General features: G+C 37.7%; 9 protein-coding genes. 6 read left to right on the top strand and 3 right to left on the bottom strand.

The window, feature by feature from the left end:
- Positions 1-117: 117 nt before the first annotated feature.
- The gene (locus QI031_RS27610; protein WP_281482758.1) at positions 118-420 is read right to left on the bottom strand and encodes a hypothetical protein; all 303 of its coding nucleotides are present in this window, start codon (positions 418-420) and stop codon (positions 118-120) included.
- A gap of 102 nt (positions 421-522) precedes the next feature.
- Complete coding sequence (locus tag QI031_RS27605; protein ID WP_281482757.1) at positions 523-1,257, bottom strand: MBL fold metallo-hydrolase; 735 nt, start codon at positions 1,255-1,257, stop codon at positions 523-525.
- A 192-nt stretch (positions 1,258-1,449) separates the two neighbouring features.
- Here QI031_RS27605 and QI031_RS27600 point away from each other — a divergent pair, with 192 nt between their 5' ends.
- The 3 genes from QI031_RS27600 (at position 1,450) to QI031_RS27590 (ending at position 4,385) form a co-directional block, all read left to right on the top strand.
- Entirely contained in the window at positions 1,450-2,928 is a 1,479-nt protein-coding gene (locus QI031_RS27600) for a site-2 protease family protein (RefSeq protein ID WP_281486141.1), read from the top strand.
- A 308-nt stretch (positions 2,929-3,236) separates the two neighbouring features.
- Positions 3,237-3,854, top strand: a complete 618-nt coding sequence (locus QI031_RS27595) for a hypothetical protein (RefSeq protein WP_281482756.1) — start codon at positions 3,237-3,239, stop codon at positions 3,852-3,854.
- 192 nt (positions 3,855-4,046) lie between these two features.
- Positions 4,047-4,385, top strand: a complete 339-nt coding sequence (locus tag QI031_RS27590) for a glycine-rich domain-containing protein (RefSeq protein WP_281482755.1) — start codon at positions 4,047-4,049, stop codon at positions 4,383-4,385.
- Between the two features lie 155 nt (positions 4,386-4,540).
- Here the strand turns inward: QI031_RS27590 and QI031_RS27585 are convergent, their stop codons facing one another.
- Entirely contained in the window at positions 4,541-6,877 is a 2,337-nt protein-coding gene (locus QI031_RS27585; protein WP_281482754.1) for a tetratricopeptide repeat protein, read from the bottom strand.
- Between the two features lie 236 nt (positions 6,878-7,113).
- Here QI031_RS27585 and QI031_RS27580 point away from each other — a divergent pair, with 236 nt between their 5' ends.
- The 3 genes from QI031_RS27580 (at position 7,114) to QI031_RS27570 (ending at position 13,414) form a co-directional block, all read left to right on the top strand.
- A complete protein-coding gene (locus tag QI031_RS27580) occupies positions 7,114-8,706 on the top strand; it encodes an iron uptake porin (protein ID WP_281482753.1) in 1,593 nt (530 codons plus the stop codon).
- Positions 8,707-9,080: 374 nt separating this feature from the next.
- Positions 9,081-11,633: a bifunctional serine/threonine-protein kinase/ABC transporter substrate-binding protein gene (locus QI031_RS27575; RefSeq protein ID WP_281482752.1), complete on the top strand. Its 2,553-nt coding sequence runs from the start codon at positions 9,081-9,083 to the stop codon at positions 11,631-11,633.
- Between the two features lie 176 nt (positions 11,634-11,809).
- Entirely contained in the window at positions 11,810-13,414 is a 1,605-nt protein-coding gene (locus tag QI031_RS27570) for an NB-ARC domain-containing protein (protein ID WP_281482751.1), read from the top strand.
- Positions 13,415-13,537 lie beyond the last annotated feature (123 nt).

Raw genomic sequence — 13,537 nt, 5'->3', positions numbered from 1 at the left:
TGATATTGCACTGAAATTATTTACAGAGTGCAGATGCAGACTTTTCCTTCTGTGTTTGAGGGGGTAAGAGGTGGTTGCCGACGGCAACCACCTCTTACCCTTTCAGAATGATTATCATTATCTCTTAAAGATTAACTTATGATTTTTGCTGATTAATTTATTTCTTGGAAGTCCCCAATTACGTACCTCGGTTTTACTGGGTTGATTGCGGAAAGGTTCTAATAATGAGGCAGTTGTGGCAATTCTACCAAGTAACCCCAGAGATTGAAGGTCAGCATTGGAAGAAAATGTAGGAGAAAACAAGATATCTACTTGGCGAACTTCATCTGTGACTTCCCGACTTACTTCTACCTTTCCAAACGGGGAAAGCAATTCTTCTAAATATTGTTTAGCAAATTGGTCGTGTGGTTGTCGGGTCATGAAATTGTTAGCAAATCATCATAAATCTGAAATTAGCTCAGAGACTGCAACTGAAACTATTGAGTTTTAGGTATTATGACATTGGCACAGTGGAACTTCAGTTTAAAGTAGGGGCTGTATCCGCAACAAAGCTTGTAAATCCAATTTTGTCAGGCGCTGGTAAGCATTATCTATTACACGTTTGCCTCTGAGAAACCCCGTATTAGCCCCAGGACAAATGTATTGGAGAGTCTCTGGTGAATAACGTTCTAGCAAAAACTGGAGACTCTTAATTTGTCGTGGCCAGTGAAAAGTTTTTGCTGTGCGTAATGGTACTGGTTCGCCCTGTTGATTAGGAACTAAATGGCGGCCAGAAAATAGCACTCCTCCAAAGTCGCTGTAATATAAGCAAGATGAACCAGGAGAATGACCAGGTGTCCAAATTATTTGTGTTGTTGCAGTAAAATTAAGTTCTTGGTCAAAAGTAGTTACGGTTAATCCTGGCAATAGATAGGCTTCTTGCTCTTGAATGAGAATTTCGCAACTCCAGGTTTGTTGAATTTCTGCTGTTTTACCAATAGCACCTCGATGAGTGAGAAATAACCAACGCACGCCCCCATGCGATCGCAGAAAATCTTGATTTGTTTGGTCAAGGGCAGGGCAATCTATAAGGATGTTGCCTTCATTTCTTACAATGAAGTAAGATGTTCCTCCTAATGTGTCCCGATTTGGTGGAAAGGCAAAGATGCTATCTAGCGCGAAGTCAGAGCGGAGGTTTCCTCCGATCGGAACTTCGTAAGAGAGTACAACCCGTGGTGGCTTAACTGGATGATTCGGCGGTTGAGGTAAGGGGCACATGGGCAAAAACTGAAACTGAGGAGTTGTAAAAAATCTAGTTATAGAGTTGAACTTCTTAAGAATTTACATTTAAGACTGAACAACTACTGTTAACTATTGCGGCAAAAATTGGGATTGAGATTCTACCTAGTAGTGAGAGATGTGGTGCTGACATTACTGGTAGGACGTTTTTTCAAAATTACTGAAGATCACATGACATTTTGGTTTCTCCTTTTATTGGGACTTGCTACTTATCTGATGGTGCAGCGCAGCGTCGCTAACATCACCCGGACTCCTGTCTGGTTGTTGTGGCTGGTACTAATGACACCAGCATTGCTATTAAGCGGGTGGACGCTAATGTATGGGGTGAAGCAACCTCCACCGCCATCACTAATTATTTGGCCTTCACTGATCTGTCTTTTGTTATACTGGCTATTGTTTCAATGGGGGCGTAGAACACCAAAAGATACGCAAACTGAACCCCAATCTCCAGAATCACAATCGGCTATCCATCCTATCGCAGAACCAGTACCAGTGCGTCCCATTGAACCAACACAAGAAACTCAACTGCGAAATTGCTTTTCTTGGTCTGTATACTACATCCAAAACATTGAATACAGACCCCAAGCTGTGATCTGCCGAGGCCAGTTAAGAACAACGCCCGGCAAAGCCTACCAACAGATTAAAGCAAATATTGAAGCAGAATTTGGCGATCGCTTCTTAGTAATTTTTCAAGAGGGTCTCAATGGTAAACCCTTCTTTGTGCTTGTTCCCAATACTCAAGCAGCTAAAGCAGGAAATTCCAGTAAACCAGAAAAGTTAACTCGCCCAGGATTAGCATTATTACTACTGGTAGCGACTTTATTAACTACTACCCTAGTAGGGGCAAAAACTGCTGGTATTGACCCGACGAAGCTTCAATCTGACCCAACCATATTTTTAAAAGGATTACCCTATGCTTTAGGGCTGATGACTATTTTAGGCATCCACGAACTTGGCCATTATTTGACAGCTAAATTCTACAAAATTCGCTCGACTCTGCCTTACTTTATTCCCATGCCTTTTTTCTTGGGAACCTTTGGTGCATTTATTCAGATGCGAAGTCCAATTCCTAACCGTAAAGCTTTATTTGACGTTAGCATTGCTGGGCCAATTGCAGGTTTTATTGCCACGTTACCTTTATTAATATGGGGTTTAGCTCATTCTGAAGTAGTTCCTGTGACTGAAAAAACAGGACTATTAAATCCTGATGCACTTAATCCTAAATATTCAATCTTACTGGCGTTGCTTTCAAAGTTAGCATTAGGAAGTCAGTTAACAGCGAAATCAGCTATTGATTTGCATCCTATCGCCGTGGCTGGTTTTCTAGGGCTAATTGTCACTGCATTAAATTTGATGCCTGTAGGACAATTAGATGGAGGTCACATTGTTCATGCAATGTTTGGTCAACGCACTGCCATCATTATTGGGCAAATTTCTCGCTTGTTATTGCTACTACTTTCTTTAGTCCAGCCAGAATTTTTTGTCTGGGCGATTATCTTATTATTCATCCCCTTAATTGATGAACCTGCCTTGAATGATGTTACTGAACTGAATAACGGACGTGACGTTTTGGGATTGATTGCAATGGCTTTATTAGTAATGATTGTGCTGCCATTACCCCAGGCGATCGCTCGTTTATTACAAATTTAAATATTTATAACTTTCTTGTGTCACTCTAGGCATAGGGAAAATAGGGAAACTTCCTTGGTATTCTCTGCAAAACGCTACGCTGTGCGCTGAAAGCTGTAGCGACTTTTTTTATACCTATAACTAACTAGCTATACATGAACTCAAGGTATAAGTAGGGTTTGCTGAAACTGAAAACTTCTCTGTGAGCATTAAATGAACTCTTCTTTGAACTAAAACTGAGGTTTGAACTCATATTTATCTTAATGGTAAATCTCTAATTATAGCTCAACCAAGAGATATCTATTTAACACAGACAAGAATAAAAAGTCATGTTACTTACAAATACTCTAAAAACTTTTGCTGTCAGTTTTTTTGTAATGGTTTCTGCGTTTCCAGACCCAGCATTAGCATTGGTTAATCAACCCACATCTGCAAATAAAGTAGTATCTGTTAATACTAGTATTCGGACACCTAAACAGCCTTTATTAGTGGCTCAAAACTACATATATTGGGGACCACAACGGGATTGTCAAATTCTGATGCCAGGTGTAGTTACAGAAAACATACTTAATCGCTTGACATCTTTTAGTGCTACTACCCAAACTGCGTACACCATTATACAGAGAGACTTTCCAAAAGCTTCCAGAATACCTATCCCCCAACTTCGGCAAGTATTGCAAAGTGCTATGCGAGAAACGATTGGTCATACTGGCAAGATTATTAGAACTACTAATCTTGTAATTGATGGACATCCTGGCTTGGAATTATTGATGCAACATTCGGATGGAAGTCTGGGGCAATATCGCGCATTTGTAGTTAATCAGCGTTTTTATTTTATGGGGTCTTTGACAAAAGATGAGTTAACTACAGAAGCTGTTAACTTCTTTGATTCTTTTCGAGTTTACCCAGAGCAGATTCGTTACTCCAATTTGAGCAATTATGAATAATTAAAGTTATAGTTTTTGCTAAATCATGTTTTGAATAAACTTTATATTAGGAGGATTAAATTGAATATAATCCAAATAGTAACCAGAAATTGTTGCCAGCGTAGAAACAATCACAATTTCTTTGATCAAGTCAAATTGATTGACTGGCAAGCAATATTTTTTAGACTTCTTAGCTCAGATAAATATCAAAAATTGGATGTTACACAAGCTTTATCGGCAATTAAGCAGTATGTAATGTTATTATTTTTGATCCAAAAATATCCACATATAAGAATGGTTCCTAGTCAAGAAATTGATGCAGTTCTACACGCACATACAGCTAATATTCATCAGTTTGAAGAAGACTGCCAAAACCTATTTAGTGCTTGTCTTCAACACATTCCCGATTTTGGTATTAAAGAAGAAGCTGAACGTTTAGAATGGCAATTAGTGTTTGCTCAAACTCAGGAATTATTCGAGCTAAATTTTGGGCAAGGTGCTATGGGTAACTCTCCTGCTGCTTGTTGTGAAATTCTTTTGAATTATACATAAGGCTTGCTGTTTTTAAATTTATATAAAGCGGCGAGAAACTCCATTCCTTCATCGGTGATTAAATTAGTGAACAGTGATAACTAGTAACTGATAACTTTTTCTCCATTCCCAATGCCCTATGCCCAAAAACTCCATCCCCTTATGGGTGGAGTTTTTCATATTTCAATATCTAGGCTTTGCAGCACATTTATTGTTTCCTCTACTTCCGGTAGCATTCCTAGTTTTTCAAAGTTTTCTAATGCTTTATTTGCCCAATTTTGAGCATCAATTAAGTTGCCTTTTGCCTTTGCCAAAAAGGATAATGAGCGTTGACAAAATGCAATGCGACTTTTATCTTCGTTAGCTTCTGCTACACGCAATCCTTCTATTAATAATCGTTCGGCTTCATCTAGTCTTTGCTGTTTGATGGCAACATCAGCCAACCAGTTTTGGGTACAGAAGATGGCGCGTGTCCAGTTCATTGCTTGTGCAAGTTCTAGAGTTTCTTGAAAAATTATTCTTGCTTGCTCATATTTGTCATCTTTAAAAAAAATCTCACCTTGATAATATTTAATTTGGACTAATTGCCGCGATCGCTGCTGTTGGTCTAATTGTGTCTCTTGCAGTAATTGTCTTGCTTGGGTTAGCCAAGTCTGCGCTTCATCCAACCTTCGCTGTTGAATGCGTAAAACTGCTGTATTTCTTGCTAAGGTCAGCATAAACAAATTTTCTTGATAATGACGTAACTCCCAAGCCTGAGTAAATAGTTTGTCTGCTTCTTCTAACTGCTTGTGTTTACCCATCGAGGTGAGAGTCCAAGCACGGTCAACCATTACTTTGGCTGCAACTGACCAGTCCCCGCGTTGTTCTGCTGCTTGAATTAGCCATGCTGTCCAAGTCAGGCGATCGTCCCAATATCGTAAACGACTTTCTCGCCGACCCATAATATGAGTGTATGCCTCAAGATTTTGCCAAAACTTCAACATTTCGGCGTATCGATCCTCAACCATACACCACTCAATCGCAGCTTGTAAATTTTGCCACTCTTCCTCTAAACCATCAAACTTTCCTTGCCACCCTTTAGCATCTTGTCCGATGTACCTCTGGGAGAAATTTAAGTACCAACTAATCCACCCCTCTCTGGCTTTGCCTTCAAACTCAGGGTGGGTTTTTAGTTCAGCTAAGGCATACTCACGGGTTAGTGGTAGCATACTGTAGCGATTATTCTCTTGTCTGACCAAGGAAAGTCCTCGCAATCTAGCCAAGTCAGCACTTGTTGTATTCGGGTTTGTTTCTGGCACTGCAACTTGCACAAGAGTATCTTGTAAAGCTGGCATCGGAAATAACGCTAGTGCCATGAGTAACTTATGGGCTGATTGTCCTACAAGCGGGTTCACAGAAGTTTCAAAGCAAAAACGGGCAACGTCTCCTGTAGACTGAGACACCCCTCCCAATACTTCTTTGATAGGGTAGCCATTGGCTAACTGTCCTACTGCATAACTGATGGCGACTGGAATACCACCCGTAACTTGGTAAAGTGTTTGACTATCTTTATTGCTGAGAGCAACTCCTTTTTCTTCAGCTTCGTGCTTAATTAAACAAAGACCGTCTGATTCTGGCATTGATGTCAACCGCACAGGTACAAACAAAATTTGTTCGCGGGTAGTAATGACTGCTTTAACGGTTGGTGGTAATTCATACAAAAATGCCAAAACATCCTGCTGATTTTCCACCGTCTCTAAATTATCAACAATTAGCAACGTGTGCTGACAGGAGAGGGCATCTTTAATCAAATCTAATTGTTCTTCAAAACTCACCCCAGTAATATCTAACTCATCTAATATGCGTGCAATCTGGTAAAAAATATCACGTAAAGTTCGTCTGGGAGCCAAACTTGGTAATAACCCGAAACAAGTAAGGTAAGACTGTTTGGCCGAAGTAAAAATAATAGTATCGAAGGTTGGCACACCCAGAAAGGCTTCATTGTTATGACTAGCGTGCATACAGCGGTAGGCTGCTTCTAGAACAAGGGTTGTTTTGCCTACACCACCAATACCATCGACGCTCACCAAATGTGCAGAATGCCTGGGTGAAAGTAACTCCAAAAGCCGAGCAATTTCTTCTTCTCGACCTACAAATGTAGTGCAACTAGGAGCAGGTAAATTGTGCCGCAGTTGTTTGGAGAGAATAGGCGCAGGAATTGAAGGCAGTTCGATGGGGGTAACAATTTCGTTGTCGTTACTTTTTTGAGAATTTAATTCTTTTAATAATTTTTCTAAGACTAATTTTACTGTATTAATACGTATCTTTTGCTTTGTAGCGTCTGATAATAATTCCCAAAGTTTTGGACAAAATACTCGCTGTACCGTGCCATCCGCGTATCCAGTAACCTGAATATCTTTAAGCTTTTTTCCTGCAAAAACTTGTTCCAGGATAGATTTTTGCACATCTGTCAAACCTATTCCTGTTTTAGGGATAACTAGATCATTTGCCACTCTGATGAGTTCCGACATTTTTTCAGTACCCATTTGTCAACTGGAAAAAAATCCTTTTAGTGAGTTTAGCTTATTTCGGAATTAAATTAATACATTTAATCAATTGAGTAACAAAAATGAAGATATTGAATATTCTGAATTTAAAGTTGAATATATAGTTGAAATTCAATTCACAAACTGAATGATGTTTCTGATACTGTATGAATAAAGCTTCAACGTAAAAGTATATAAACTGATTTTTTGAAAATAAAAATATGTTGCAATTTTTCAGGTTTTCTTTGTGCTTAGTTTCTCCAGTCTTAATTTTGATACTAATTGCGAATGTAAGAGTTAAAGCTGAAAGTTTGCAATCTAGTGAGCATTTAAATGATTCTCTTCAGGAAGTTAATCAATATGTGCAACTAAATTCTACACCAGTTATTTCAGTCTCTCAGCTTTCTGATGTACAGCCAACTGACTGGGCATTTCAAGCATTACAGTCTCTAGTTGAGCGTTATGGCTGTATTGCTGGCTACCCTGACGGTAGTTTCAAAGGAAGTCGTGCGATGACTCGCTTTGAGTTTGCTACTGCATTAAACGCCTGTTTAAATAAAGTTAACCAACGAATTGCTGCTGATATCAACAACGTAGTTGCCAAAGAAGATTTGGTAAGTTTGCAAAAGCTCCAAGAGGAGTTCAAAGTAGAACTCACTACCTTACAGGGTAGAGTTGATGTTTTAGAAGCACGTACAGAACAACTAGAAAAACAGCAGTTTTCTACAACTACAAAATTGAATGGTCAATTGATATTTGCTGCGGTAGATGCTTTTGGAGATGCTAGCCGTAGTGGTGATGAAGATAATAGCAACCTCACATTTTCTAGCCGAATACGCCTCAACTTTGATACTAGCTTTACTGGAAAAGATCAGCTACGTATACGACTTCAAGCGAGTAGTGTGATTAATCCGAATGCACCTGGAAATGAAGCTCGCTTAAGTTTCCAATCTGGTAGTGATACAACTAATAATGCTGTACTCAGTAAGTTGCAATATCGTTTTTCTCTAAATGAGCAGTTGACAATTACCGCTGCTACAGGTTTTAATACTTACTTTGACGATGGAGATGTTATTAATCCTCTACAAAGCGATACAAATGCGACAATTTCTCGCTTTGGTCGATACAATGCCATTTATCGTTTGGGTGGAGATACGGGTGTAATAGTTACCTATCAACCGAACAGGAATATCAAAGCACAGGCGATATATCTAGCAAAAAATGCCAATAACCCTGGTAGTGGCTTGTTTAACAGTGGTTATGGTGCATTGGGGCAGATTATATTTTATCCAAATAACCAAGATACAACTACTAAGATTGCTTTCACCTACGTCAATGCTTACAACGACAACGGTTTAGGCCACAATACTGGCAGTTTACCATCTAACTTAGGAGGCAGAAAAGTTTCTTCTAATTCTTATGGTATTGAAACGAATGTCAAAATTAGTAGTGGTTTTCAACTCGGTGGATGGGTAGGCTATACCAATGCACGGGTACTGACTGGAGAAGTTAAAGGCGATGCTGATATTTGGAACTGGGCTGTAACCTTAGCTTTCCCTGATTTGGGCAAACAAGGTAATTTAGGAGGGATTATTATCGGGATGCAGCCTAGATTGACAGGTACTTCAGCACCTTTAGCAGACTTACCTCGTAGCGACCCAGATACCGGATTTCACATTGAAGGGTTTTATAAGTATAAGATTAACGACAATATCAGCATTACTCCTGGTCTGCTTTGGCTGACAGCACCAAATCACAATAGTCAAAATGGTGACATTTTTCTGGGAGTAATTAGAACTACCTTTGAAATATAAACAAAGACTCAAAACTTCATCACAAATTATAAGATTAAATTATGATAAAAATATAATTTTGAGGATGTTGTTAGAATAATGACTTCATTTGATAACTATTACGTAAATAATAATTCTGCAATATGACTATTTATTAGATAATGGTGACATGCAAGGACAAATGAGGTTGAAACTAGCTTGGATAAGTTTACAATCTATATTTGTATCTAGTTATTTTAGCTTTTGCTTCAGAAAATGAAGTGTAGAAATTGCACATAGAGATGAGGTAAAAATTTAGCTTCATTAAAAATCATATGTAATAAAGAAAAATTACAGGTCTGCTTGTAAGTTTTTGCTATTTGGTATGTAGCTATAGTCAAGCTGAAGGTTAATCAATGAGAGTTTACTGCACTAATCCTAACTGCACATCACCTGAAAAGAATTTGACTGATAGCTTGCTTGATATCAATCCTAAAGAACAGAGATATTGTGACAGATGTAGGACAGATCTTATTCTTGAAAGTCGCTATTTGGCTTTAGAGGAAATAGGCAGTGGAGGATTTGGAAAAACATTTCGCGCATATGATTTCACCTTTGAGCAAGAATGTGCTGTAAAAATTTTGCGTCCTCTTCAACGGCTAAAACCATCAGATCTCCAATTAGTAGAAAAGGGATTTAAGCAAGGAGCAAAAATTTTACATGGTCTAAGCCATCAACAAATTCCCAGAGTATACGATTATTTTGATTTAAACATATCTGCACAGCAAAAATTCTTTTATTTAGTACAAGAGTATATTCCTGGTCAAACCCTGGCTCAGGAATTAGCCAATAAAACTCACAGGCGATTTTCGGAATCTGAAGTATTAGAAGTTTTGCGATCGCTGTTAGAAATAATTAGCTACACTTATTCACAAAATGTTATTCACCGAGATATTAAACCCTCGAATATAATTCGTCATAGGGATAATAATAAAATCTATTTAATCGATTTTGATGGAGCTATCAAAAGAGAATTAGAGCCTGGTATTCCTGTAAGTCAATCTCGTGCAATTGGTACACCTGGATATGCACCACCAGAACAGCTATGTGGTAGAAATATAGATATTACAGCAGATTTATATGGTATCGCCGCAACCTGTGTTTGTTTATTGACAGGTAAAGAACCAGCACAAATAAGCAATATTTCTAATCCTCTAGGCGAAAACTGGAAAATATATGCTCCTAACGTAGAACAAAAGCTTGCAGTCATTTTAGACACAATGCTGTTGCCATTTCCAGCTCAAAGATATCAGTCTGCACAAGAGGTGCTAGGAAAACTTGATCAGCCACCGACACAATCACCACCACCGACACAATCACCACCACTTATAACGGCATTATTAACACAATTAAGAAGTCTTTTCACTGTTCAAAAGATTAGAATAATTTTTAGACGATGGCGTTGGAGAAGTTTAGGCTTTTTGGTTTTGTTAGGAGTAGCGATCGCTTTTATTATTGCAAACTTCAACCCACATCTAACAACATATTTTAGCAGGGGAGAAGAAGCTTTAATTGCCGAAGCACAAGCAGTTGCCACCGTTCCAGAATGTAGAACAGCATATGATTTAAAAACTCAAGGAATGAAAATATTTGCAAATGCTAGTTCTCCAGCAGATTTTAGAAGAGCCGAAGATGCTTTTTTAGAATCCATAGAGAAATTTAAACAAGCTGCTCTTAAAACATCCTCTACCGATAATCAGTGTGAAGTTGATCCAGAGACATGGATTTATTATTACAACTCCAAGGCTGCTCAAACCATTAATGGTAATCTTCCAACTATAGCAGTTGTTATTCCAGACTTAAAAGTAGATCGGGGAAATGCTCTAGAAATATTGCGTGGTATCGCCCAAGTTCAAAGTGAACAAGAAAGCGCGCCAGTATTGCAAATACTTATAGTAAAACATGATAGTCAACAACAAGAAGTTGAATATATTGCTGAGCAGAATATTCTCGGAGACCTTCCATATTTTAGCAATAGTAAAATATTAGGAGTGATTGGTCGTTACACCAGCGACGAAATTTGGAAACCAGGAGATATTTTTGGTAAAAAGCAGCTTGTTCTGATTTCACCCACAAGTACTGCTATTAGACAAGATTTGTTTGGTCAACAACAGCCTCTGAATGAATACGTTTTCCGCACAGCTTCTAATGATTCTATTGCTGCTAAAGATTTAGCTAACTATATGCGAAGCAATAGCCAATGGCAGAAAGTCTTAATTAGTTTTGATTCTGAAAACAATTATAGCGAGTCTCTAAGAGATAAATTCGTACAAGAACTGAGAAGACTAGGAGCAATAGATAAAAATATCACAGGTTGTGATTTAAAGCTTATAAATGCATTGCAAGATTGTAAAGATAAAGCAATAAGAGAAAACGTGCAAGTACTAATGTTAGCTCCCAGCCCTAATACTCTGAAAGAGGCACTAAATATTGCAAAAGAAGTTAAATCACAAAGACAAAGTCGCCAAATTTTAGGAGGAGATGTTCTGTATGATCCACAAACTTTAGAACTTGGAGACGCAGCGAATGGTATGGTGATTGCTGTATCTTCTCATGCAACTCTTGCTGATAGTAATTTCAGTGGAACAACTACAAAACTTTGGGGAACAAAAGATGTGAGTTGGAGAACACTTACTTCTTATGATGCAGCGAAAGTATTTGTTGAAGCTTTGACTAAACTAAAAGGAAATAATAATCCAACCCGTCAACAAGTATACGAAAAATTAAACGAACCGAATTTTTTTGCACTTGGTGCTACGGCAAAAATAAAATTTAATCACCAACTTAATGACCGACACGATCGCAAACAAGTTGAAGGTATTGGTATTTTAGTACAAGCTGAATGTAAACGTGACACCAATAAATGTTACTTTAATTATTTAAAGTCACCAGAACGAAATAATCCCTAGTGGTTTGTCAACCGAACAATGACGGGTGGAGGCAAGCAGGGGAAGCAGCAGAAGCAGAGGAGGCAGGGGGAGAAAAAAACTGGATTTTTTTCCCATTAACCCAGCAAAGTTGGCTTGATAGACTACTAGTAACGCAAGATAGAATTAAAGATTAAAAATGAATACAGCACAAGACTATGCTAAGTCTCAAAGTTTCTCAAAGCGGAAAACTTTTCATTAAAAAAGCCAGGATAAAAAAAATTGAACAAGCCAAAAAGGAAAGAATTGAGGCAGTAGGCAAGATTGAAAAGGCTTGGGATACGGATGAAATATTTCTTAGGGAAGCAAGTAAAATTCTAGAGCCGCATAAAAACTGGGACAATACCGAAATATTTGCTGTTGCACTAGCGACTTGGAAACGCTTTCGGGAAGCAAGACAACCCATTAAAGCTGATACTTTCAAGGCTTTTTGCCAAGTATTAAACTTAAAATGGGAAGATGTCGCAGAAAATGATGTAGAACGCCGTAAAAACCTCAGCGAAGCACCAGAGATATTTAACTTTTATGGTCGTACAAAAGAGTTAGCCGAAATTCAGCAATGGCTCATTAAAGAACGCTGTCGGTTAGTTGTAATTCATGGAATAGGGGGAATTGGAAAAAGTGCTTTAGCTCGTCATTTAGTAGATAAAATCGCCGATAAATATGATTATTTGATCTGGCTTTCTTTGACATCAGCACCCCCTTTTCTAGAAATATTGATAAAACTAATACATTTTTTATCTAAAGGCGAAAAAGAATCAGGTGACATTTCTCAAATAATTCAGTATTTAGATAATTACAAATGTTTAATAGTAATGGATGGTTGGGAAGAAGTTGCAGACGATGATAGCGAAGATTATGCGAACTATAGCGTATTTGTAGATAGAGTTGCTAAAGAAGCACACAAAAGCAGTTTATTATTACTTAGTAGAACAATAACTCCGAATATTGAAATATTAGAAGGAAAACTAGTTCGTTTAAAAAGATTAAAAGTTTTGGACTATGAAGAAGCAACGAAAATTTTAAGAGCAGAAGGTATTTATGCCACAGATAGTGAACTAGAGGAGTTTAGTAAACGCTATAGCAACCCGTGGATACTGAAAAGAATTGCACGGAAAGTTCAGAACGTGTCTTTAGATTTATCAGATTTTTTAGAAAATACATCAATTTATGTTGATGATGTAATTACTGAATTTTTAGATCAACAATTTCAAGAGCTATCAAAAGTAGAAACAACTCTTATTTACTGGGTAGCTCTCAGACGTAATTCAGCTACATGGCATCAATTAGTACAAGATAGTCATCAAGTTTTTTCTTATAATCAGTTGTTTAAAGTTTTAGATGATTTAATCGCAAAACGCTCTTTCATTGTTAAAAATACAGAAGATATTACCACACTTTATATATTAGATCCAGTAATTTTGAAGTATACTACAGAAAGATTTGTTAAAGAAAACTCTAGAGAGATTTTTCAAGTAATTAACAGCAAAAAAATTGATTATTCAGAGCTATTTATTATTCATAGTTTCATCACCGAATATCCCAAAGATGAGGAACTAAATCAAGAGCAAATCAGGCGGATTGTTAAACCTATTCAAAAAATGTTATTGACCGAGTTGCGTATTCAGGAGCAAGATCTTGAAGAGGAATTAAAGCAAGTTCTGTCTTTATTGAAGGATAAAGAATTGTCTTTGGAGTACGCATACCAGAACATTTCATATCTGATTTCGGCTTGTAAAAAATCTAGCTTAGAGGATATTTGAAAATTTATGTAAAAAATTAAAACCTGTAGAGGTTTGCGGTTTCCCGACTTCAAGTGAGTGGCGTTTGAGAAATAAAACCCAACATGATCAAAGCTTTGTTGGGTTTCGCTATGTCTTTGAGTG

It is taken from the genome of Halotia branconii CENA392, assembly GCF_029953635.1.
In the GTDB taxonomy this organism is placed as follows: Bacteria; Cyanobacteriota; Cyanobacteriia; order Cyanobacteriales; family Nostocaceae; genus Halotia; species Halotia branconii.
The sequence above is the reverse complement of the archived record's forward strand: the minus strand, read 5'-3'. Positions and strand labels throughout refer to the sequence as shown.